Annotated in this window: 23 protein-coding genes and 1 pseudogene; 14 read left to right on the top strand and 10 right to left on the bottom strand. The window is 42.5% G+C overall.

From position 1 onward, the window contains the following. On the bottom strand, positions 1 to 129 hold the full coding sequence (locus PX482_RS19515) for an element excision factor XisI family protein (protein WP_004159297.1): 129 nt from the start codon (positions 127 to 129) through the stop codon (positions 1 to 3). A gap of 233 nt (positions 130 to 362) precedes the next feature. On the opposite strand from PX482_RS19515, the gene PX482_RS19510 reads away from it, so the two are divergent. The 10 genes from PX482_RS19510 (at position 363) to PX482_RS19465 (ending at position 9697) form a co-directional block, all read left to right on the top strand. Next, positions 363 to 686 (top strand): DUF4164 domain-containing protein, encoded by a 324-nt coding sequence (locus PX482_RS19510; RefSeq protein WP_288122887.1) that lies wholly within the window; start codon positions 363 to 365, stop codon positions 684 to 686. Positions 687 to 1062: 376 nt separating this feature from the next. Continuing rightward, positions 1063 to 1287 (top strand): Calvin cycle protein CP12, encoded by a 225-nt coding sequence (locus PX482_RS19505; RefSeq protein ID WP_002781201.1) that lies wholly within the window; start codon positions 1063 to 1065, stop codon positions 1285 to 1287. A gap of 175 nt (positions 1288 to 1462) precedes the next feature. Then, positions 1463 to 2053, top strand: coding sequence for a DUF3177 family protein (locus tag PX482_RS19500; RefSeq protein WP_004162903.1), 591 nt, complete (start codon positions 1463 to 1465; stop codon positions 2051 to 2053). 35 nt (positions 2054 to 2088) lie between these two features. Beyond that, positions 2089 to 2373, top strand: coding sequence for a DUF7734 family protein (locus PX482_RS19495; protein WP_004159286.1), 285 nt, complete (start codon positions 2089 to 2091; stop codon positions 2371 to 2373). Between the two features lie 229 nt (positions 2374 to 2602). Further along, positions 2603 to 3613 carry an L-histidine N(alpha)-methyltransferase gene (egtD, locus tag PX482_RS19490; RefSeq protein WP_288093177.1) on the top strand — a complete coding sequence of 337 codons (1011 nt, stop codon included), beginning with the start codon at positions 2603 to 2605 and terminating at the stop codon, positions 3611 to 3613. A 40-nt stretch (positions 3614 to 3653) separates the two neighbouring features. Next, a complete protein-coding gene (gene ovoA / locus PX482_RS19485) occupies positions 3654 to 5009 on the top strand; it encodes a 5-histidylcysteine sulfoxide synthase (protein ID WP_288093180.1) in 1356 nt (451 codons plus the stop codon). Between the two features lie 264 nt (positions 5010 to 5273). Then, positions 5274 to 5708 (top strand): VOC family protein, encoded by a 435-nt coding sequence (locus PX482_RS19480; protein ID WP_288093189.1) that lies wholly within the window; start codon positions 5274 to 5276, stop codon positions 5706 to 5708. A gap of 135 nt (positions 5709 to 5843) precedes the next feature. Then, the gene (locus tag PX482_RS19475; RefSeq protein ID WP_288093183.1) at positions 5844 to 7622 is read left to right on the top strand and encodes a S8 family peptidase; all 1779 of its coding nucleotides are present in this window, start codon (positions 5844 to 5846) and stop codon (positions 7620 to 7622) included. Positions 7623 to 7872: 250 nt separating this feature from the next. After that, the gene (locus PX482_RS19470) at positions 7873 to 8421 is read left to right on the top strand and encodes a response regulator (RefSeq protein ID WP_002758146.1); all 549 of its coding nucleotides are present in this window, start codon (positions 7873 to 7875) and stop codon (positions 8419 to 8421) included. A 496-nt stretch (positions 8422 to 8917) separates the two neighbouring features. Beyond that, complete coding sequence (locus tag PX482_RS19465; RefSeq protein WP_002758145.1) at positions 8918 to 9697, top strand: DUF1350 family protein; 780 nt, start codon at positions 8918 to 8920, stop codon at positions 9695 to 9697. Here the strand turns inward: PX482_RS19465 and PX482_RS19460 are convergent. Continuing rightward, a complete protein-coding gene (locus PX482_RS19460; protein ID WP_288122884.1) occupies positions 9694 to 10407 on the bottom strand; it encodes a Uma2 family endonuclease in 714 nt (237 codons plus the stop codon). The two genes, PX482_RS19465 and PX482_RS19460, sit on opposite strands and share 4 nt — an antisense overlap. 209 nt (positions 10408 to 10616) lie before the next feature. On the opposite strand from PX482_RS19460, the gene PX482_RS19455 reads away from it, so the two are divergent. Then, the gene (locus PX482_RS19455) at positions 10617 to 11531 is read left to right on the top strand and encodes a hypothetical protein (protein WP_288026317.1); all 915 of its coding nucleotides are present in this window, start codon (positions 10617 to 10619) and stop codon (positions 11529 to 11531) included. Positions 11532 to 11693: 162 nt separating this feature from the next. Here the strand turns inward: PX482_RS19455 and PX482_RS19450 are convergent, their stop codons facing one another. Then, positions 11694 to 13544 carry a polysaccharide deacetylase family protein gene (locus PX482_RS19450; protein ID WP_002758142.1) on the bottom strand — a complete coding sequence of 617 codons (1851 nt, stop codon included), beginning with the start codon at positions 13542 to 13544 and terminating at the stop codon, positions 11694 to 11696. A gap of 311 nt (positions 13545 to 13855) precedes the next feature. Here PX482_RS19450 and PX482_RS19445 point away from each other — a divergent pair, with 311 nt between their 5' ends. Both PX482_RS19445 and PX482_RS19440 read left to right on the top strand, forming a co-directional pair. Then, complete coding sequence (locus tag PX482_RS19445; RefSeq protein ID WP_288122882.1) at positions 13856 to 13999, top strand: hypothetical protein; 144 nt, start codon at positions 13856 to 13858, stop codon at positions 13997 to 13999. Positions 14000 to 14015: 16 nt separating this feature from the next. Further along, positions 14016 to 15167, top strand: coding sequence for an NAD-dependent epimerase/dehydratase family protein (locus PX482_RS19440; RefSeq protein WP_002758141.1), 1152 nt, complete (start codon positions 14016 to 14018; stop codon positions 15165 to 15167). Between the two features lie 101 nt (positions 15168 to 15268). Here PX482_RS19440 and PX482_RS19435 read toward each other — a convergent pair whose 3' ends face one another. The 3 genes from PX482_RS19435 to PX482_RS19425 are packed head-to-tail and all read right to left on the bottom strand — an operon-like array spanning position 15269 to position 16742. Further along, positions 15269 to 15763, bottom strand: coding sequence for a Spy/CpxP family protein refolding chaperone (locus PX482_RS19435; protein ID WP_002758140.1), 495 nt, complete (start codon positions 15761 to 15763; stop codon positions 15269 to 15271). Between the two features lie 20 nt (positions 15764 to 15783). Further along, positions 15784 to 16158 (bottom strand): hypothetical protein, encoded by a 375-nt coding sequence (locus tag PX482_RS19430; protein WP_002758138.1) that lies wholly within the window; start codon positions 16156 to 16158, stop codon positions 15784 to 15786. Next, the gene (locus tag PX482_RS19425) at positions 16158 to 16742 is read right to left on the bottom strand and encodes a sigma-70 family RNA polymerase sigma factor (RefSeq protein ID WP_288027507.1); all 585 of its coding nucleotides are present in this window, start codon (positions 16740 to 16742) and stop codon (positions 16158 to 16160) included. Before PX482_RS19425 ends, PX482_RS19430 begins: the two co-directional genes overlap by 1 nt. Positions 16743 to 16790: 48 nt before the next feature. On the opposite strand from PX482_RS19425, the gene PX482_RS19420 reads away from it, so the two are divergent. Next, complete coding sequence (locus tag PX482_RS19420) at positions 16791 to 17012, top strand: hypothetical protein (protein ID WP_071824995.1); 222 nt, start codon at positions 16791 to 16793, stop codon at positions 17010 to 17012. Here the strand turns inward: PX482_RS19420 and hpsO are convergent. From hpsO to PX482_RS28160, 4 genes and pseudogenes are all read right to left on the bottom strand, one after another. Further along, the gene (gene hpsO, locus PX482_RS19415; RefSeq protein ID WP_002758136.1) at positions 16954 to 18123 is read right to left on the bottom strand and encodes a hormogonium polysaccharide biosynthesis glycosyltransferase HpsO; all 1170 of its coding nucleotides are present in this window, start codon (positions 18121 to 18123) and stop codon (positions 16954 to 16956) included. The two genes, PX482_RS19420 and hpsO, sit on opposite strands and share 59 nt — an antisense overlap. Continuing rightward, on the bottom strand, positions 18120 to 19115 hold the full coding sequence (gene hpsN, locus PX482_RS19410; RefSeq protein ID WP_002758135.1) for a hormogonium polysaccharide biosynthesis glycosyltransferase HpsN: 996 nt from the start codon (positions 19113 to 19115) through the stop codon (positions 18120 to 18122). The genes hpsO and hpsN overlap by 4 nt, the downstream gene beginning before the upstream one ends. A 116-nt stretch (positions 19116 to 19231) precedes the next feature. Continuing rightward, the gene (gene hpsL, locus PX482_RS19405; protein WP_288024169.1) at positions 19232 to 20959 is read right to left on the bottom strand and encodes a hormogonium polysaccharide biosynthesis protein HpsL; all 1728 of its coding nucleotides are present in this window, start codon (positions 20957 to 20959) and stop codon (positions 19232 to 19234) included. 59 nt (positions 20960 to 21018) lie between these two features. Beyond that, positions 21019 to 21160 (bottom strand): annotated as a pseudogene (locus PX482_RS28160) (RRXRR domain-containing protein); the annotation flags it as partial.

The following is a 21160-nucleotide window of genomic DNA, read 5'->3' as shown; positions in this document are numbered from 1 at the left end:
TTAGCCAAGGGCAAACTCGGTATATTGTCGCACAGGGGGCCCATGGTAAGCTAAAACGATGTCTTGTTTGGGGACTCCCCTAGCTACCAATTTATCAGCGATCGCTGCTGCCGTGCCGTCCTGCTGCACCCAGATTTTATTACTAATAATATCAACGGGAATTATACAGCCATAAATGCCCGTGCTGCTGTCCCCGTAACCGAATCAAAAAATGTTTCGGTTTTGACGGGATCACTAGGCTCTCTCAGTAGGGAATCTGATTTTTGTGAATTACTGTTTGAAAGAGTCCCCGACCGAGAAAATATTGATAGAGTATTGATTAGGAGACTAGGAAAAATTCAACTTTAAGAGGATTGTCACTGATGACAGCAGTTACCGAGAATGATCTGAAAAGGTTAGAAGATTTAATCGTTAGCGGACAGAAAGCGATCGAATCCCGACTAACAGCGATCGAGTCCCGACTGACAAACCTAGAAAATGGACAGAAAGCGATCGAGAACAGTCTAGGAGAAATTAAAGGAGATATTAAGGCCTTAGATGCCAAAGTTACGGGACTAGAAAAGCGGGTTGACGATCTCAACGCACGAGTCAACATTACGACCATTGGATTCCTTAGCATTGTCGGCATTTTGGTGACAGGAATGCTGACTATTGCAGCAAAACAGTCTTTTTCCCCTAGTCCCTAGAATGATACTAAATCCTGTGTAAAAGGTATAGGAGAGTAGGTGAGTGCCAAAGCACTGGAGCGTGGAAAAACAATCGATAACTTGGCAGTTAATCAGACTATTAAAAACGGATTTGGTGTAAGACGGCCTAAATAAGTCGATATATGGTTCTGCTCGCTGTCTATGCCGGGGAGAAATCCCTCTGGCATTTCTCCAGTGCGGAATGTAGGCTAAAAATTGGCCCAGTCAGGAAATCTTGATGTTAAATTCCCCAAAAATTGCGCTAGGATCGGCTTCATAGCACAGGAAAGGCGATCGAGTGGGATAACCGATCCTGTGGCTTGAGAAGGTGACTGTATAATTGTTAGAGTGTCAATAGATCAATTCCAGAGGAATCATGAGCAATATCCAAGATAAAATTCAAGAAGAGCTAGAAAACGCCAGAGCCGTCTGTAGTACGGAAGGTGCCACCTCTGGCGAATGCGCCGCCGCTTGGGATGCGGTGGAAGAATTACAAGCAGAAGCCGCTCACCAACGTCAGGACCACCCCCAAAAAACCTACTTCGAAAATTATTGTGATTCTAATCCCGATGCCGCCGAGTGTCGCATTTATGAAGATTAATGCAGTCAGGCAGCGGTTTTTTCTCTCCTCACAGTAGAATCCTAGCTTTAGGGCGATCTCAGCTATAAAGGGATCGCCCCTCGTTTTTTTGTTTGTTGGTCAAGCTGTGGCCGATTTTGGCTCCTGCGTCCGAAGACAGTAAAATATTGACAGTGTAATTATGTCTGAATAGTTTATGAATCAACTTTGGTTTCGTCCTCTCGTTTGGATAGATTATCGTTTAGCCGTCCTATTTACGGTGATTATTCCGGCAATTTTGTTAATTTGGTCTTTATTTGCAAAAATCGAATCATTACAAAAATTGTTGATTATCTATTGGCGAGTGGCTAGTCTTTTATTAATTACTGTATATTTAATGATCGCTTCCTGGCCGATTGGTTTTGTTACCAGTTTTTTAGCTAAGATTTTAATCCCGATTTCCCTCTGGTTTTGGGTGGACATTAACGATGAAATTAAAGATTTACCCTCCAGTCCAATTAAATTTGTCACCACTGCTTGGCGTTGGGCAGTAACGATTTATTGTCCTTTGGGCGCAATTTCTACCTTACCTTTTCTCTCCTGTGCTATGTCAGGGGAATTGCTAAATTCTCCCTATTGTCAAGTTTGGCAGGAAGCACCTTGGCAGTTTCGCGAGATTTTTCATTCAGAAGCTACCGCTAATGTTTTGGGCTTTTTTGGTTTAGTTGGTCTCTCTTTTTATACTCTCTATTTTGCCCATTTTCTTCTTATTCGCCTTGGCAAACAGGGACGTTCAGCTTTACAATAGGAGGTCTTTAGCTATCGATAATTAGCCATTTTTCTATGAATATTGGTAAACAACTCGAACAATACACCCTCAAAAATCCCCAAGAGGTTTTATTAGTGACTATTGCTGTGGATGGGGAGGAGGAAGAAATCTCTATTTTTAAAGGTTTTTCTAGTTCCCTTACCCGCAGCACCCCCTACGATCCCGATATTCCGATCATTCCTGAAACTGCTAGAGTTATTAAGATAGATCGTCTTGCTAGTCCTTATCATCCCCTTAATCCTCGCTATATCCAAGAAAATCTTACCTTAGAGGAAATGCAATCTTTACTGATTAATTGAAACGGTAATTTTGCTTGGATAATATCAGCACCCATCTCGATGGATTTAACAGCTTTTATTTACCATCCATAAACTTTGTCTATCTAGACAAGAGGTAAATTTTGCGGCGTTTTAGTGGTAAAATTACCAAAGAACAATAATCGCTGCCAGTATTCAAGCTGTCAAAGTGGATTTCATCCTCGGCATTGATCGAGAACAATCAAAAAACTGGAGAATAATCGGAGAATCTATGCAACTTAACCCACCTAACCAAGAACTATTACAAATTGAGTATTTAGTTACCTCTGCCACCGGTCAAAATATGGTTAAAGACGAGGGAAAAGATGTGATTAAAGGATTAACTAAAACCCCCAAAAGTTTACCATCTAAATATTTTTATGATCGGCAAGGTTCCCAACTTTTTGAAGCAATCTGTCAATTACCAGAATACTATCCCACTAGGACAGAAGCCGCTATTCTCCAAGAATATGCTCAAGAAATTGTCGCCTATACAGGTCCCTGCGAATTGATAGAATTAGGTAGTGGTAGTTCCACGAAAACTCGTCTGTTATTGGACGCTTATTATCGGCAACAAAAATCCTCTAAATATGTACCTATCGATGTTAGTGAAACTATTCTCAAAGCTAGTGCCATAGAATTACAAAAAGAATATCCTAATTTACCCATTCAGGGGTTAATTGGAACCTACGAACAGGCCTTAGCTTATTATCAAAACACTTCCTATAATACCAGAATGATTTTTTTCTTGGGAAGTTCTATCGGTAATTTTTCTGCATCTGAATGTGATAAATTCTTAGAAGAAATTGCCACTGTCCTAAAAGCTGGAGATTATTTTTTATTAGGGATTGATCTCCAAAAACCAGCGGCAATTCTAGAAGCAGCTTATAATGATGCCCAAGGGGTGACAGCAGCTTTTAATTTAAATATGCTTTCCCATTTAAATTGGCGTTTTCAAGCTGATTTTAACCTTGATTTATTTAGTCATCAAGCTATCTATAATCAAGACAAATCCCAAATTGAAATGTATTTAATTTGTCAAAAAACTCACCATGTTCATCTTAAAAAACTCGATTTAACAGTTAATTTTCAAGCATCAGAAAGTATTTTGACAGAAATTTCGCGTAAATTTAACCTAGAAACTATGGAAAAAGACCTAGAATCAAAGGGATTAAAACCGCTTAGGGTTTTCACCGATCCTGAAAATTTATTCGGGTTAATTCTCTGTCATTTATACCTGTAAATAACGAAAACATTATCATCAGTAATAGAGGCATAAAAACATGGAAAAGATTCAAGCACAGGCTCCTATATCTCTAAATAACTGTAGTCGAGAAAATCTACTGGACTATTTTGAAAATGCTTGGCAATTAGAAGATATGCTGTTAAAAAGCATCATCAAAGAAGAAGCTTTTTATTGTAACCCTGACGATTTAAGAAATCCCCTCATTTTTTATTTAGGTCATGCTGCCGCTTTTTATCTTAATAAATTGCAGCTGGTTAACCTATTAAAAAAAAGCCCTAATCCTGACTACGAATTATTGTTTGGAGTGGGAGTAGATCCGGCAACTCCCGCAGAATTAAACTCTGCTATCGCCCATATTCAGTGGCCCGGGGTGGCTAAGGTTTGGGAATATCGGCAACAAGTCTATGAAATTGTGGTCGAAATAATTAAAAATACCCCCCTTAATCTTCCTATTCATCCTCAGCATTCTCTCTGGTCATTAATGATGGGAATTGAGCATCAGCGTGTTCACTTTGAAACATCTTCAATGTTACTCAGACAACTGCCCTTAGAGCATCTGCAACGTCCTTCAGGTTGGCATTATGCCCCTGCTTTTGGTCAAGCTAGTCCTAATCAAATGGTGGCGGTTTCTGGGGGAATAGTAGAAATTGGTAAACCCCAAGATTCTCCTGTTTATGGTTGGGACAACGAGTATGGTTATCGCCAAGTTCAAGTTAACAATTTTCTGGTGAGTAAATATATGATTACCAACGGAGAATTTAAAGAATTTGTCCATAATGGTGGCTACGAAAATCCCAGTTATTGGGATGAAGAAGCTTGGCAATGGAAAAATCATTATCGAGTCAAATATCCTAAATTTTGGCTGGTAGATGAGCGAGGAAATTATCAATATCGAGCCATGTTTGATGCTCTCGATTTACCTCTTGATTGGCCGGTAGAAGTGAACTATTATGAAGCGATCGCTTACTGTCGTTTTCAAGGTCAAGGAATACGTTTAATGACGGAAGCTGAGTGGAATTTAGTCACCTATGGCAGTCAAAAAAATCGATGTTATACCCTAGAAAACGATAAATTTGATGACTATAACCTCAATTTAAAATTCTGTTCTCCCACTCCCGTGGGAATGTTAAAAAATACGGGCAATAACTCAGAAATTTATGACTTACGCGGTAACGTCTGGGAATGGCTAGAAGATGATTTTAATCCCTTAACTGACTTTCAACCCCATTACCTCTATGCTGACAATTCCACTCCTTTCTTTAATAGTCAACATAAAATGATGTTAGGAGGAGCTTGGGTGACTAACGGCACAGAAATCCTACCCTACTATCGCAATTGGTTTCGCCGGAATTTTTATCAACACGCTGGTTTTAGAATCGCGCAAAGTCTTTAGGTAGGGTGTGGGGTGTAGGGTGTGGGGTGTAGGGTGTGGGGTTTTATCGATTTTCAGGGAAAAAGTGCCTAAAATTTCCCTGCGATTACTCTAAGAGTCGGCACTTTTTGATGTCAAAAAAGCCTAAAGATATTATTCAACAAGGTTTTTTAGATTTATGCAGGCAACCCTAGGTAATTGCCAATTTCAAGAAAAATTTTTCGGAAAAGTCGTCCCTCGATCGCTACAATAGAACCTAGTAGAGCGCGGATAAAATCGATCACCATGAATCAACCTGCAATTTTTCATCTCGCTATTCCGATTACCGATGTGTCCAGTGCTAAAAGCTTTTACTGTGATGGTTTAGGTTGTTTAGCGGGAAGGGAAACCGAGAAAGCGATTATCTTAAATTTCTCCGGTCATCAGGTAGTCGCTCACGTCACCGAAATGCCTCTTACTCCCCAAAATAGCATTTATCCTCGCCATTTTGGTCTAATTCTGCCGGATGCCAGCGATTGGGACAATCTTCTCGCACAAGCGCGAGTCAATCAACTAAAATTTTATCTAGAACCAAAAACTCGCTTTACTGGGGAGATAACCGAACATAAAACCTTTTTCCTGGAGGATCCTTTCTATAATCTCCTGGAATTTAAACATTATCGCCACTACGAAGCTATTTTTGCCAGTCGGGAATTAACAGCGATCGGCGATCGAGCTTAAAATAAACAACAGGTGACTTTTTTGTAACTGGTTAGTCCTCTCCTCAATCGAGACAAAAATAGGGGAACTTCGCTCAGATTTTCTCATCAAAACTAAAAAAACCTTGGCTGGCAATGATCAATTCTTAGGAAATCTATGAAAAAACTTTTATTGTTAACCCTATTCATTATCGGTCTAGGATTTGCTCTCTTTAACTTTACTGGATTAGCAAATCGTGGCGAATATCAATCAATTTTGATCGACTTTAAAGACGATATACCCGTCAGCGTCCTCGATGAGCAGTTAAATGCTATCAACAAAAAAGCGGGAAAAACCACCAGTTTAAATAGTATTTTTTCCATCGATGAACATCTTTACATTATCGATGGAGATAGCAAACTCCTGAAAAATCTCCGCAATTCCGACCTAAAAAAATACACCGAATCGATCGAACCCGATTATATTTATCATGCTTTTATCGCCCCCAATGACCCCGACTATAGCAAACAGTGGAACCTGAGGGGAATTAACATCGAACGCGCTTGGGAAGAAAATCACGGTGAAGGGATCACCGTCGCCGTTATTGATACAGGTGTATCAAAAGTTCCCGATCTGCGAGAAACCGAGTTTGTCGAAGGCTACGACTTCGTCAACGATCGCAGCAATGCCGAGGACGATAACGGTCACGGAACCCATGTAGCGGGAACAATTGCCCAATCGACCAATAATAACTACGGGGTAGCCGGCATCGCCTACAAAGCCAAAATTATGCCCCTCAAGGTGCTTTCCGGGACGGGTGGGGGAACCGTGGGAGATATTGCCGAAGCGATCCGTTTTGCCGTCGATAATAAAGCCGATGTCATCAATATGAGTTTAGGGGGTGGAGGGGAAACCCAAGTAATGAAAGAGGCGATCGAATATGCCTATAGTAAGGGTGTGGTAATCGTCGCCGCTGCCGGTAATGCCGATGATAATTCCGCCGCCTATCCCGCCCGTTTTCCGCACGTTATCGGCGTTTCTGCGGTAGATGCCTCCGGAAATAAGGCCCCCTATTCTAATTTCGGAGCCGGAATCGATATTGCTGCCCCCGGCGGCTCCGATACGGGTAAAATTATCCAAGAAACCATCGATCCCGCTAAGGGGGGGGAACCGGCGTTCCTCGGTTTTCAGGGAACCAGCATGGCAGCCCCTCACGTTGCTGGGGTGGTAGCTTTAATCAAAGCTGCGGGAATTAAAGAACCCAGTGCAGTTTTAGAGGTTTTGCAACAGTCGGCCCGTAAGATCAAGGATGATCCCTTTAATCATTTTGGCGCCGGACAATTAGACGCGGGCAATGCTCTACAATTGGCCCTAAAAGGACAGATTACTTTCCGGGATTTTTGGCGTTGGTTGCGCGATAACGGTTATCTCAATCCCCGTTTCTGGATTGATGGCGGCGCGGTGGCGGTTTTGCCCAAAATGGCCATGGTTTTGGGTTCTTATCTTCTTGCTTGGTGGCTAAGAAGTTATTTTCCCTTCTCCTGGAACGGATTTTTGAATGCTGGTCTAATTTTTGGCAGTTCTGGCTTATTTTTCCTCAGAGGTCTTTATATCTTCGATTTACCTCAATGGCCTTTCCGAGTGATGGGGAGTTCTCTTTCAGACCTAGGAGGTGTTATTCAGGGAAGTTCTGCCCTTAATCCGCTTTTTGCCAGTGTTATCCTGCCCTTTGTCCTGATTGCTCTGCTTTTGGGTCATCCCCGTGCAAAATGGTTAGCGGTGGGGGTATCTTTAGCTATGGCGGTGACTTTAGGTATCAGTGCTGTTATCCATCCTACTCTGATCTGGTTAGGTTCTGGTACGATCGCTCAGGCATTTTTGGGCGTAAATGCGCTTTTATGTCTCGGTTTAGGTTATTTAGCCCTAAAAAGTGCTACTTCCTCCCGATACGCTTAAACAGGGGTTACAATGGGACAATAAGGGTGATTTACCGATAAAAACCTCTTTGGTTTTGGTATCTTCCTTTTGTTTTGCATTGAGTTCTCCTACAACAGCAGCCTCGGACATTAACCGAGGTTTTTTCTTTATGGTGTATGTTAGTTTCTAAGGGTTTTTTGGGAATCCCCAATCCCTATCTCGAAAGTTTCCCCCAATACCCCCTCGAATCATCGAGTTTATCTATTGTCTCTTTTCTAAGGTGTCTATCGTGTCAAATCATAAAATTCTCGTTATCGATGACAGTAAAGTGATCAGGATGCACGTTCGCGATATGTTACCAGAGGGTAACTTTGAATTTCTCGAAGCTAAAGACGGATTAGAGGGTTATAATCTCATCCGTACCGAAAACCCGAATTTGATTATTTTGGACTTCCTTCTCCCGAAAATGAGCGGTTGGGAGGTGTTTCAGCAAATCCAAACCGAAGATAATCTCAAAAGTATCCCCCTAGTGTTAATGTCGGGACGGAAAGAGGAGGTAGTAGAGAAAATCCCCGAACCTTTCCAGCATTTTGCCTTTATTGAGAAGCCTTTCGACCAAAAACAATTGGTACAAGCGATTAAAGAAGCGAGGGCTAAGGCCAAACAATATTCCCCCAAACCAACAGTTTTTAGCCCGAAACTAGAGGAACTCACCGGGGATTATAGCACCGATATTCAGACTCTCCAGTCCCAAATTGCCCAAATGCAAACAGAAATGGAAACTATGAAGAAACAAATGTCTCAATTAGTGGCTTTTATTAAGAAAAAACTGGCCTAGAACTATTCATCCCGATTTTTGATGACTTGGGCAAGCAGTTATCCTTATCTGGCGGTGCCAATCTCTGGCTAATCTCCTATCCCTTTTAAACAGGATTTAGGATAATATGAAGTAGTCTTTATTTGGTGAGTGACTAATACTAAATCCGTTGAGTATAGGCTACTTATAGAGGGGAGGCAAAAGGCAACAGGCAAAAGGCAAAAGGGGAAATAAATAATCAGTTTTTAATAACCAGATTTAGTATTAATTCACTGATAACTAGGGCTTGCTGAATAATGGTAAAACCCTTTTAAAATAAGGCTTTTGACCTGTTAAAATCCGATGTTCATGCTGCGAAAATAGGATTGGGACATTCAAAAACCTTGCATTATTCTTGATGCAGTACATAAGTTGGTACAAAAAGAAGGATAACAAAGCCTGAAACGACTGGCTACTGACGACCGACGACCGACTCCTAACCCCACCAATAGACTTTTTAAGCAAACCCTAACTAATTATGAATTGGCAAGAAATAGCAGGTAATTGGGTTTTTCTCCCCCGTCGTCCCCGGGGTATCATTCACTTTTTAGGGGGGGCATTTGTGGCGGCGGCCCCGAATATTACCTATCGTTGGTTATTAGAAAGTCTTGGGAATTCAGGATACGCTATTGTTGCTACTCCCTTTGTTAATACCCTCGATCATAAATCGATCGCCCGCACAGTTTTAAACCGTTTTGATAATATTATTGAACGTCTGCGCTGGAATCATAGTCTGCCCCAAGGTTATCTCCCCATCTACGGATTGGGTCACAGTATGGGGTGTAAACTACATTTATTAATCGGTAGTCTCTACGAAGTGGAACGGGCGGGAAATATCCTCATTTCCTTTAATAATTATCCCATTCGTCGAGCTATTCCCTTTATTGAACCTTTGCAAATTGACACCACTTTTAACCTCGAATTTACCCCTTCCCCCGAAGAAACAAACGAGTTAATTTTCCAAGATTATGCCATTCGTCGCAATCTTTTAATCCGTTTTCAAGACGACACGATCGATCAATCTCTGGTATTAAATCCCCTGCTAAAAAAACGCTTTAATGATTTAATTGCCCTGCGAACTCTCCCGGGCAATCATCTCACTCCCTTGAGTCAAGATGTCAGTTGGCAAACCGGAGAAGTATTCACTCCCCTCGATGCGATCGGCCAATGGTTAAAACAGGGACTTGCCCGGGATAATTCCCGTCTCAAAGATGAGATTCTCCAGTGGTTAAATCCCGTCCTTCCCGCCTCTCGTTAGCTTTCCTCTAGATTAATCCCCAGGGCCCGTAATTGCGCCTCTAAGCAGGCTAATTTTGCCTCAGCTTCCCGGGCCCGTTGACGTTCCTGTTGGGCTTGCTGTTCGGCGGCATTGGCTCGTTGTTCGGCTAATTCAGCTTTTTGCTTGATTTCTAGGGTGGTCAAAAACCGCGAGCCATCGGGATAAAAAATAGCTAACTGGGGACTCTCCAGTTGAAAACGAATCTGTAGAAGCGGACTCTGCCAATTATCGATCGCGGGAATCATCTCCAATTGATCACCCCTTCGCCACCAACCCTGTAGATAATTAGCATCGGGATCATAGAGATAATATTCTTCTACGCCAAAACGCTGATAAAATTGCCATTTTCGGCGCATTTCCGCTTTAGTGTTGCCTGGAGAGAGAATTTCAAAGACCACCTGCGGCGCAATCTGGTTTTCTAACCATTGCTTATAGGAACCTCGATCGCCCTTGGGTCTGCCAAACACCACCATAGCATCCGGCGCTTGACAGGTTTTATTATCCCCCTCGATCGGATACCACAACAGATCGCCAGCGATAAACACATTGTCATTGTCTGCGAATAAACATTCGAGATTTTCCTTGATCGTCACAATCCAGCGAAACTGTTTGGTATTATCGGCCATCGGTTTACCATCACTATCGGGATAGATAATCTCCGACCCAGAGAAACATATCGCCTTGATCATCGTTCTACTCCCTAGCGTAATAACTATAACTAGAGATTATGACATCAACAAAGGGAGAATTGATAGCGGCAGTGTTAGAACAAGTAACAAATAAGATGGGAACTCCTCGACAAATAGTGTCCGACCACGGCAGGGATTTATACAGAGGAATCCAATTATATTAGGAGAAAAATCCAGAAGTTGCTCACACTTATGAGGTAACTCATCAGATGGCATTGATTTTAAAGTCAGAACTGGAAAAAGATGAACAATATCAGTCATTTGTCAAAAAATGTCATCAGTGTCGTCAAGAGATACAACAAACCGAATTATTGTTTTTTATGCCGCCTTGTCAACGGACAAAATCTCGTTATTTTAACTTAGATAGTCTCATATATTGGGCAGATAAAGTCTTAAAATATAAAAAAAAGCAAGACTTTAGCTTGATTGATAAACGCCAGGAAATAGACAGGGTCAATTTAGTCGATTTGTTGTTGATTCTGGATCAGGAAAAAATCAAAAGCTTATCTTTTTTACCCGTGAAAAACTATAGCAGTCAAGAAAAATTAAACTCGGCCTTATATCAGCATTTTGGTGAAACGATAAGCGAAGAAGAGAAAGAAAGCATTCTTCGGGTCGCAGATAAAGGTAGAAGAAGATTTCAAGACAAGTTGGACTGGCTCCTAGACTATCAAGATTCTCTCCCTGTCTGGGCTACCATCTTGGCTATGACCCGAAGTCTTGAAGCTCAAATCAAACATCAGGGGTTAACTCAAACATCTTTATCTCAATGGGATAAGCTTTTTCCCCAGTCTTCCCTTCCCGAAAATCTTATCCCTATTTACCAGAAAATACAGCGTTATTTGTTAGAACAAACTTCTACTATCCCAGAAGGTGAGATATTTCTGGGAACTTCCGATGTCATTGAATCTATCTTTGGTAAGTATAAGCTTTTTTCGCAAAGATGTCCTATAAACGAACTGGGGGTTATGGTTTTAACAATAGTGCTAGTAACTACCGATTTCACTGTCAATTTGATTAAAGAGGCGTTGGAAACTATCAGGTCGAAGGATGTTAATATTTGGCAAGAGCAAGTTTTTGGACAATCCACTCTTTCTAAAAGAAAAGTTGTTTTTTCCTCCTGACAAATTTTGACAGAAAAAGTGCATGATTTATTTTCCTTGATTTTCCCGTATATTCAACACCCTACCCTTGCCGCCCCGACGTCGGGGGGGCAAGGGTAGGGTGGGGGAGATTCAGCTAATCTAAGGATAGGCGGTTAAAATGCGTCTTAGCTTAGTGCTAACCTAACTCCCCGCAGCACAGGAATCGGCGAAAATTACACAGGGAATCCCCACATGACTAATGGGAACAATATAGGTTTCTGTGGGGGGAAATAAAGCGACAACGTGGGGAACGGGACGGGGAGTATAATGCACTTGCGATTGACCTTGATAAGCGAGGGAGGTGCTTGCTCCTGAGTCTAACATCACTGCGTCCCGAAAACCTGCCTGTACTAATAATTCTCCCAAAGCCATCGAATCGATCGGCTCTCTGGAAACCCCGATAACTGGCTGTCCTGCCTGATTAATCCCCCAAAAAGCCCGGTGACGCAGGGCATCAAAACCGTAAAGTGTACCAAAGGATTCCCGCGGTTGTGGTTGTCCATCTTTGACTAACCAAGCGGCCGCGACAAAAGCATCCGTAACCTTGAGATCATCTCCAGCCTCCGCTGCAATTCCTTCTAGGGTATTATGACGGGCAGGATCAAAGGGAAGATAACGCACCCATCGCTCGGTAATGATTACTAAAGGACGACCCTCTAACTTGTCGATTTCTCCCTCATATCCCGGTATAAAGCCGCCATTTTCGCTTAAAACCGGCCCGATCATCTGATTTGAGTCCAATTCCTTGAGAGAGAAAAAACCGCCATCTACAGCCGCGATCGCTTCTGTACCGGCGATAATTTCCTCCACTTGATAACGACTATCAGCGTGGATGGTTTTGGGAATCCCGCCACTAATCAGAACAAGTGTATTAGTTGAAAATTCCACTTCCCGTTTTTGGATGGTGGTGGCAAAGTTAAAACCGCCATCCCTACGGGGTAAGGGATCACCTCCCCAAGCTTGCGGTACAACTTCTCGCGTGCGCGATTGCCCAAAGCGTCCAATCGTGAGTAAATCGGGGGATTGTCCCGCAAAATGTTCATCGAGGTCATTCATCGATAAAGCCGCCCGATAACCCGCTTTTTTGACGAATTCCTTCACTCGATCATCTGCCTTCCCTTCCGGATAGGTGAAATAATTAATCGGAATGCCCAATTCTTTTTCTAAGATTTGTTTCGATTGCTTGACTTCCTGCTCCAAATCTGCATCGGACAATAATCTTAAATCCCGGGGATGACTAACACTATGGGAGACAATTTGTACTAGAGGATCGGCGGCCATTTCCCGGAGTTGTTGCCAAGTGACACTGGTTCTGCCAGTTTTTTGAGCCATTTTATTGATATAAATCGAGAAAACAGCAGGATAGTTATATTTTCTCAATAAAGGATAGACATACTGGTAATGTCCCCCATAACCATCATCAAAAGTCAATAAAACCGGTTTAGCGGGAAGGGGGATCCCTGTCCGCAGATGGGAAATTAACCAATCGATACTGATGGGAGTTGCCCCGATTTCCTGCAAAAATTGAAAATGTGCCTCTAATTCGGCGGGAGTAACGTCAAAAAATACCTCTTTTTTTGGTAAAATGTCGTGATACATTAAAATCGGCACTTTTGTCTCTTGAGCGCGGGGATGAATTTCCGGCCAGGGTGCTAATTCGATCGCTGTTGCCGAGTTATTTTGCCAATTATCGAGACTAATATCGTTTTTTTGGAGAGATAGGGGGAGAATCACGCGATCAGAGAGGTTTTTATAGGTTTTACAGTCAAAAACTCTCGATATATCCTTAAAAGAACTATTTTCTAGGACATAATCCGCGCATTCCGGTTGAAACTCCCTAAAAGGTGCGGGGAGAGAATCACCCCCCACCAGAGCATTAGAACGAGGATAGAGAGAAATTGCCCAAATAATCAGACAAGTGACGATAAATGCCAAAAATCCGTATAGGGGAAACAAGGGAAACGAAGATTTTTGCCGAGCTTGCCAACGCATAGGATTAAGTAATAAAGTAAAAAGTAAAAAAGAAAAAGTAAAAAAGCAGATAGTCCCTGATTTACCGAAAAAAACTGCTTTTTATCTAGATTTTTGGCTTTTGTTTTCTCGTCAGCAAAGCCCACTGATTACAAGCTGAGTTTCCCTATAATCCGTTCCCTTGTCAAGTTTTCTAGAACACCCTCATCAGTTATCAGTTATCAGTTATCAGTTATCAGTTATCAGTGAGCAGTGAGCAGTGAGCAGTGAGCAGATTTGAGTTTTCAGTGGACAGTGGTAATCAGTGAGCAGTTGTCAATAGACTGCCTTTATTGATTCTCCCTATTTCCCCATTTCCCCATTTCCCCATCACCCCACACCCCACACCCCACACCCCACACCCCGCTATGTTCAGGGGGATTAAACTGGTAAAGCGTGACACAAAACTGCTAGAGTTACCAAAGACGAGTATATAAACTTTACAGATATTGTATGAGAGTTTTGGTTATTGGCGGAGACGGCTATTGTGGTTGGGCAACGGCACTCCATCTATCAAATAGAGGTTACGAAGTAGGCATACTTGATAGTTTAGTTCGTCGCTATTGGGACTTACAATTAGGCTGCGATACCTTAACACCGATCGCACCCATATCTCATCGGATTCAACGCTGGCAAGATCTAACGGGAAAATCGATCGATCTTTTTGTCGGGGATATTAATGACTACGACTTTCTGATTCAATCCCTGCGACAGTTTCAACCGGATGCGATTGTTCACTTTGGAGAACAGAGATCTGCACCCTTCTCCATGATCGATCGCGAACACGCAGTTTTAACCCAAGTTAACAACGTGGTTGGCAATTTAAACATCCTCTATGCGATGAAAGAGGAATTTCCCGAAGCGCACCTAGTAAAACTGGGAACCATGGGTGAGTATGGCACACCGAATATAGATATTGAAGAAGGCTACATCACGATCGAACATCACGGTCGTAAGGATACTTTACCCTATCCCAAACAGCCCGGTAGTATGTACCATCTCAGCAAAGTCCACGATAGCCATAATATCCATTTTGCCTGTCGGATGTGGGGTTTAAAAGCCACAGATCTCAATCAAGGGGTGGTTTATGGAGTCCTCACCGAAGAAACGGGAATGGATGAGATGTTAATTAACCGTCTCGATTACGATGGGGTTTTTGGTACTGCTTTAAACCGTTTTTGTATTCAAGCGGCGATCGGTCATCCCCTAACAGTGTACGGTAAAGGTGGCCAAACGCGGGGATTTTTAGATATCCGCGATACCGTGGGTTGTTTGGAATTAGCGATCGCCAATCCCGCTCAATCGGGGGAATTTCGCGTTTTTAACCAATTTACCGAACTGTTTAGCGTCGGTGACTTGGCACTGATGGTGAAAAAAGCTGGTTCTGCGTTAGGGTTAAATGTGGAGATTAACAATCTTGACAACCCGCGCATCGAGTTAGAGGAACATTATTTTAACGCTAAAAACACAAAATTACTCGATCTAGGCCTACAACCTCACTATCTCTCCGATTCTCTCCTCGATTCCCTCTTGAACTTCGCCACCAAGTACAGAGACCGGGTAGATATGAATCATATCCTACCAAAAGTCACTTGGAAACGATAATTGATCAGTAAATGATAAGTTGAGGATGGGGTAGTAACCCATCCTTGGCGTTTTTCTAATGTATCGGAATCAAATTCGATCTTAATCGGCACTGATGGGAATTATTGTCGCCCACAATTGCGGGAATTAGGGCAACGTTCCTGCATTAATTGGGAAAATTCCGTTCTTTGAGCGGGAGTCAACACTTGACGAATTTCCAAAAAACTCTCAAATTGCAGGTTACTGATTTCTTGGCGATTGCGAGAGATTTGCTGATGTTTAGCACGGATATCTCGATCGGAGGCATTATTCGATAATAAACTATTTAATTCTTGTTCGTTGTTTCTAATGGTTTCTCGCAACTGTTTGGTTTTTTCCTGATATTTCTGACGAATAGCGGCAATTTTCGACTTTTGGTCATCGGTAAGGTTTAATTGTTCGATTAGTCTTTCTCGAGAATTATTCATTCGACGACTCTCAGGACGCTGGGGAGAGCTAGTTTGAGCGATAAATAGACGATCTTGGGGATAGGATAGCACAGTGGCACTTGGGGCCAAGTTAGCGGCCAGAGTTAAAACCATGGTTGTGCCGAGAATCGAGACAGTAGAAAAGTACATAATTGACCTTGACAAAGAAATTAAGGATTATAGGTAGAATAGGTGAGTTGAGGCTCGTTTAAGGTCATCCAAGGGGAACTATAAACGCTAGGAGCAGCAATCGGTGGAGCGATGCTATGGTTCCAACTCTCCACTAAAAAAGCTTCCAACTGCTCGTCGGAAATTTGGCCCAGTTGTGGATAAGGATGAAACCAACGATAGGAACCAACAATCAGCACCGATAAGGCAGTAATACCAGTTATCCACCCCAATAAAGGCAGGGATTTTGGGCGAGTTACCGGCCTTTCTCCCCTAATCATTTGCATTAACTGTTCTTCTTCATCTATCGGTCGAGGTGGCAGCGATGGACGATAGCGACGCAGAAAATTAACCACTTTGTCATCTTCTGGGGACATTAGATAACTCCTTGTTTTTGCAAAAATTGACCCATGGTTTTACGCGCATAATAAAGACGTGATTTCACCGTACCGAGGGGAATTTCTAAGATTTGAGCGATTTCCTTTTGGGGTAAGTCCTCTAGATCGTGAAGGACAAGGACAGCGCGATGTTCTAAACTGAGAATTTCTAACCCTTGTCGGACCACATCCTCATAATGCAATTGCATCAAATCGGGACTATCTTGGGGACGGGATTCGCTATCAAGGGAGTTTTCCTCATCAGTGCTTTTGGCCATCCTCATTTGTCTTTTGGCTAATTGTCGCCGACCATCGATCGCCACATTCCAAGTGATCCGATAAACCCAAGTGGAAAAGTATTCAGGTGAACGCAATTTCGGCAACCCGCGCCACAGTCTTAAAAATACCTCTTGGACAAAATCCTCTAGGAATTCCCTTCCACAGAGTTGATAGAGAGTAGAGCGGATTTTTGGTTGATAAAGACGGTAAAGGTGACGAAAAGCACCCCGATCACCCCTTTGACATTTTAAGATTAACTCTCGATCGCTCACACTTGTTTGCTTATCGGTTATCACCTCGATCATTCCCCTCACCCCTAGCTACTTGTCCCTTTAGACTAGGGGGTGTCAAGAATGGTTCATAACCAGTTATCAGTTATCAGTGATCAGTTATCAGTGATCAGTTATCAGCTTTTTTCTCCCCACACCCCATCTCCCCTCTCCCTTCTCCCTTCTCCCCACACCCCACACCCCACACCCCACACCCCACACCCCACACCCCACACCCCACTTCCCATCATCGAGGGAGTAATTGTTGATAGAAATCCAATTGTTTTTGAGCGAGGGCTTTATTAGTATAATTGGTCATTACCCTCTGATAACCCCTCTGGCCTAATTCTTGAGCGAAGCTGGGATTATCTAAGAGAGTTTGTATAGATTTAGCCAGTGCCTCCCCATCTTTTTCGGGAAAAATTAAACCCGTATCAGCAATAACAAAGGGGATTTCTCCCGAATCAGAACCAATAACAGGAACCTGACAGGCCATAGCTTCAATTAAGACATGACCGAATTGTTCTTTCCAACCGACGGCAGTTAAGGTTTTGACCTGATAGGTGATTTCTGAAGGCAAAACTAAAGTGTTCATCAGGTTAATATAATTAACTACTTGATCGTGGGGAACACTTTCCACTATCATCAAGCGATCGCTTATTCCTGCGGCTGTAGCTTCGCTGACTATTTTATCTTTCAGGATTCCCCGACCTAACAGTAATAATTTCCACTTACCTGTTAATTTAGCTACAGCTTTAATCAGCGTTATAATGCCTTTCTCTTCCACAAAACGACCGACAAAACCAATCACAAATTCATCGCTTTCAATGCCTAAAGATCGGGCTAAATCGGGTTGCTTGTCAGGGGAAAAAAGGACTTCATCCACTCCTAATTGCGGTAAAACTGTGTATTTACCCCTGTAACCCCGTTCTTTTAAAACATCTACTCCGTCCTGATTACCGGCGATTAAACCATCGGTATTTTTCAGGTTATAAGCTTCTAACCAAGAGATGGGAAATTTAGGAGTATAGGGAAGATTCCACCAAGTAAAAAATACATTTTTAGCCTGGAGATTTAAGAGACGATTCAGAGTAATAAATTGAGCATAAGCGAGAGATTTAGAACCCTGTTCCACTTGAATAATATCGGGTCTAAATTTCTGCAATAAAGGAATTATATCAGCACCAAAAGTTAATAAAGCTTGGTTATTCTGGCTAAAATTAGAGATAGGAATGACTCGGAAATTGTCGGCTATTTTCGGTTGACTTTCAATGATTTTATTTTGGACTCCTCCCGGTTGCCAACGTTGGGGAACAACAATAGTAACTTCAATATTGGGATTTAATCTTGTCAGGGCGCGCAGTTTCTCACAGTTGAGATCAACTATATAGGTATGACTAGCGACTAAAATTCTCATAGATTATCTAGTTTTGTATAAATTTGGCCATCATTCCAGAGGGACTTTACTTGAGTTTTCAGAGCATCAAGAAAACCTAAACTATAAAAAATTCCCCTAGAGAGTATTTTAATCGGGGAACCACCTTTATTACAGGGAGGATTGCCAAGAACGTGACAATCAAATAATTTAGCATAGAGTCGCAATTGTTGAGCGGGAGTGAGATTTTTCAGGGCCATCAGAAAGTGATTATGATAAAAAGTCGTCTGATAACTCAAAGAACGAGTGCTAATATCATGACAGCCGCCGGTTTCTTCGCCTAAATGAACCAGATAAGCGGTGGGATCGTACCAGACATGATAGGGAGTCCGGCGTAACCTTAAGCAAAAATCCGATTCCTCGCGCACGGCACTGCCACGAAAGCGTTCATCGAACCAAATGCCGTATTTCGTAAATATATCCTTACGGAAAGACATATTACAGCCCCGGGCTGAGATTACCTGCTGGGGTTTAGTGGTGTGGACAAGATCGATGTAATACCAAGCAATGCCCGGATCCATCGCTTGGGGGGGTAAAAAGTCGATTTCGTAGGGTTTGCCGGTATCTGTCACCATTTTTTGGGAGTCACCCAATTTCATGCGATCAAATACCCGACCGGCCACTACACCTATCTCAGGGTTCTTGACAAAATTCTCACTATGTGCTTTGAGATAATTATCCGGTAGCCGCACATCATCATCGATAAAAAGAACGATATCGCCTTGGGCGCGACGGACTCCATAATTTCTGGCACCGGGTAAACTCGCCCAATCTAGCCGATACCAGCTAATTTTGTGCTGATTAGCCAGATTTTCCAGATAGGATTGTATGGCGGGGCTGTGGGTAGCGGTTTGGTCGATAACTAACACCTCAAAATCGGGATAATCTTGTTTGAGCAGGTCATCGAGAGTATCTTTAAGAGGCTCTTCGCGTCGATAGGTGGGTATGATGACAGAAATCGAGGGAAAATTCATAGCAGGGAATGGGGGAGTGGGGGAGTGGGGAAGTGGGGGAGTGGGGAAATGGGGGAATGGGGGAATTTCCACTAAAACCCTAAAACCCCAACACCCTAAAACCCAACACCTATATTTCAAGCTAAAGAAACACCTTTGCGTTTAAATTTTAAGCCCTTTTTGGAGGATTTTGTGGCGGTTTCCCCCGCCAGAATTTTGGCTTCTTTTTCCTGTTTTTCGATCACGGGTAATCTAAAAATTACGCCCGCAAATATCCAGTAATAAACGCCCACAGGATCCGTATCGAGGGCATACCAATAGGGAAGATAGGCAACAAAGAGCAGCAAAACCCAATAACTACCGGCAAAACCCCGCAGAGTGGGATCTTTGAGGGAACGATAGGTGCGGAAGGCCAGATAAACTAGATGGGTCATGAATATCATGTACAAGGCAAAACCAATGTATCCCAACTCGAATAAAACTTTAGTGTGATAGGTTTCCACAAAGGAAATATTACCGAAAACCCTAGCAGAAGCTGTGGCCACACCAAGTCCACGACCTAAAATACCGCCCTGATTACGAATAGCAAAATCCAACTGTTCTTGAATAAAAAGGGTGGGGGGAGCCTGTTGCCAACGGTTGATGGCACTATCGTAGCGTTGTTGGACAAAATCCGGGTCAAGGAAAGAAAAACCGATAGCTAGAAGTAAAGTGGCGGCAAAAATGATCGGCAAAAATCGTTTTAAGTTAGCGATTTGTCCCGTAAGAATCGGGATCAGAAGAATAATTATCAGTACACCAAAGAAAGCTAGTCTTTGCCCAGATATCAATGCATTAATAAAAACTAGGGTTAAACCCACTAGGGCTGCTAGTCGCCATTTTTGGGAAATTTCACTAAAGGCACTGGCATAACAAACTACGGCACTAGAGACCAAAAACCAAGCCCAGTGCCAGGGAGAAACAAAGGTACCTGGTAGGCGGATCATATTCACTTCCGGACTATACACTAATGCCCCACCAACCAAACACCTTGCATCTAAGTGGGCTTTGAATAGTGCATCAGCTACAAAGCCTCTAGTTCCTACACAACGACCGGTTTTCAGCATCCAGTATTGCATTAGTCCTAGGACACAACAAATAATCGCTAAAGTCACTAAAAGACGACTAAAAAATAATAGGGTCGGTTTGTCTTTGATTAAGTAATAAGTGCAGAAGATCAAGGGGACATAACCCAGCAAAACTTTAAATCCTAATATTCCTTGCAGAAAAGTCTCACTTTCCCGACAGGGAATCCCGCCCAAACGACCATCCCTAAAGATACTCATCCCAGCCACGGAATCACAAGTAGGCAGAAATTGTCTCTGCAAATTGACGGCTAATAGACAAACTACACAGAAAACAAAGATTAATAATAGGGTTGTACCTAATTGTTTGGGGACAATAATCGGTAATTGCTTTTTTCGACATTCTAAAACTAAGGCGATTAAAGCGGGTAGATAAAAGATATCTTTACTAAGCTGGAGGATTGAACTACCTCCCAACCAATACACGATAGTGCCAGTGAAGGGGACATAGATAATAAATGCCCAAAGAGCCATGCGAGGATAGCTAAAGGAGAAAACTACTAAAATTAAGGCTAAACTTACTGCAGCTCCTATCGTGGCATCAAATAATAAGCTGAGGGGTAATCCGAGCAAAATTGCTACACAAATAGCAAAAATAACCAACCCCGTTAACTTTTGTTTCTTTTGCCTTTCTTCTTTTTTGAGGGCAAGTTTCTCTTTGATGTTAAGCGGGGGACTATCAGCTTTTGTTTGGCCTTGTTTATTCTTTTTTTTCTGGCGATCAATACTTAGTCTGGTCATCGAAAAACTGGGTCTGAAACCCCGCCCTTTAGCGATAGCGGAGGGCGGCTTTATATAAGTTAGCGAGAAACAATTAAACCGTTAGAACGACGAATTAACTGAATCTTGCTAACAGCTATCTGTCCCAATCGTTGACCATTGGTATCGCTTACAGATAGCTGTTTTTCGGTATCTCCACTGACATAACCAATCCCTTTGGGA

The organism is Microcystis sp. M53602_WE12 (genome assembly GCF_030065455.1).
Classification (GTDB): Bacteria; Cyanobacteriota; Cyanobacteriia; order Cyanobacteriales; family Microcystaceae; genus Microcystis; species Microcystis aeruginosa.
This window is presented reverse-complemented; position numbering and strand designations above follow the sequence as displayed.

Bases quoted from the DNA above. Each gene is read 5' to 3' on its own strand.
- PX482_RS19505 (WP_002781201.1), top strand. From the start codon at position 1,063: ATGAGCAATATCCAAGATAAAATTCAAGAAGAGCTAGAAAACGCCAGA.
- PX482_RS19430 (WP_002758138.1), bottom strand. From the start codon at position 16,158: ATGTCCCCAGAAGATGACAAAGTGGTTAATTTTCTGCGTCGCTATCGT.
- PX482_RS19460 (WP_288122884.1), bottom strand. From the start codon at position 10,407: ATGATCAAGGCGATATGTTTCTCTGGGTCGGAGATTATCTATCCCGAT.
- PX482_RS19435 (WP_002758140.1), bottom strand. From the start codon at position 15,763: ATGTACTTTTCTACTGTCTCGATTCTCGGCACAACCATGGTTTTAACT.
- PX482_RS19495 (WP_004159286.1), top strand. From the start codon at position 2,089: ATGAATATTGGTAAACAACTCGAACAATACACCCTCAAAAATCCCCAA.
- hpsL (WP_288024169.1), bottom strand. From the start codon at position 20,959: ATGACCAGACTAAGTATTGATCGCCAGAAAAAAAAGAATAAACAAGGC.
- hpsN (WP_002758135.1), bottom strand. From the start codon at position 19,115: ATGAATTTTCCCTCGATTTCTGTCATCATACCCACCTATCGACGCGAA.
- PX482_RS19440 (WP_002758141.1), top strand. From the start codon at position 14,016: ATGAGAGTTTTGGTTATTGGCGGAGACGGCTATTGTGGTTGGGCAACG.
- PX482_RS19510 (WP_288122887.1), top strand. From the start codon at position 363: ATGACAGCAGTTACCGAGAATGATCTGAAAAGGTTAGAAGATTTAATC.
- PX482_RS19475 (WP_288093183.1), top strand. From the start codon at position 5,844: ATGAAAAAACTTTTATTGTTAACCCTATTCATTATCGGTCTAGGATTT.
- PX482_RS19455 (WP_288026317.1), top strand. From the start codon at position 10,617: ATGGCATTGATTTTAAAGTCAGAACTGGAAAAAGATGAACAATATCAG.
- PX482_RS19465 (WP_002758145.1), top strand. From the start codon at position 8,918: ATGAATTGGCAAGAAATAGCAGGTAATTGGGTTTTTCTCCCCCGTCGT.
- PX482_RS19420 (WP_071824995.1), top strand. From the start codon at position 16,791: ATGGTTCATAACCAGTTATCAGTTATCAGTGATCAGTTATCAGTGATC.
- hpsO (WP_002758136.1), bottom strand. From the start codon at position 18,123: ATGAGAATTTTAGTCGCTAGTCATACCTATATAGTTGATCTCAACTGT.
- PX482_RS19425 (WP_288027507.1), bottom strand. From the start codon at position 16,742: ATGATCGAGGTGATAACCGATAAGCAAACAAGTGTGAGCGATCGAGAG.
- PX482_RS19450 (WP_002758142.1), bottom strand. From the start codon at position 13,544: ATGCGTTGGCAAGCTCGGCAAAAATCTTCGTTTCCCTTGTTTCCCCTA.
- PX482_RS19480 (WP_288093189.1), top strand. From the start codon at position 5,274: ATGAATCAACCTGCAATTTTTCATCTCGCTATTCCGATTACCGATGTG.
- PX482_RS19500 (WP_004162903.1), top strand. From the start codon at position 1,463: ATGAATCAACTTTGGTTTCGTCCTCTCGTTTGGATAGATTATCGTTTA.
- egtD (WP_288093177.1), top strand. From the start codon at position 2,603: ATGCAACTTAACCCACCTAACCAAGAACTATTACAAATTGAGTATTTA.
- ovoA (WP_288093180.1), top strand. From the start codon at position 3,654: ATGGAAAAGATTCAAGCACAGGCTCCTATATCTCTAAATAACTGTAGT.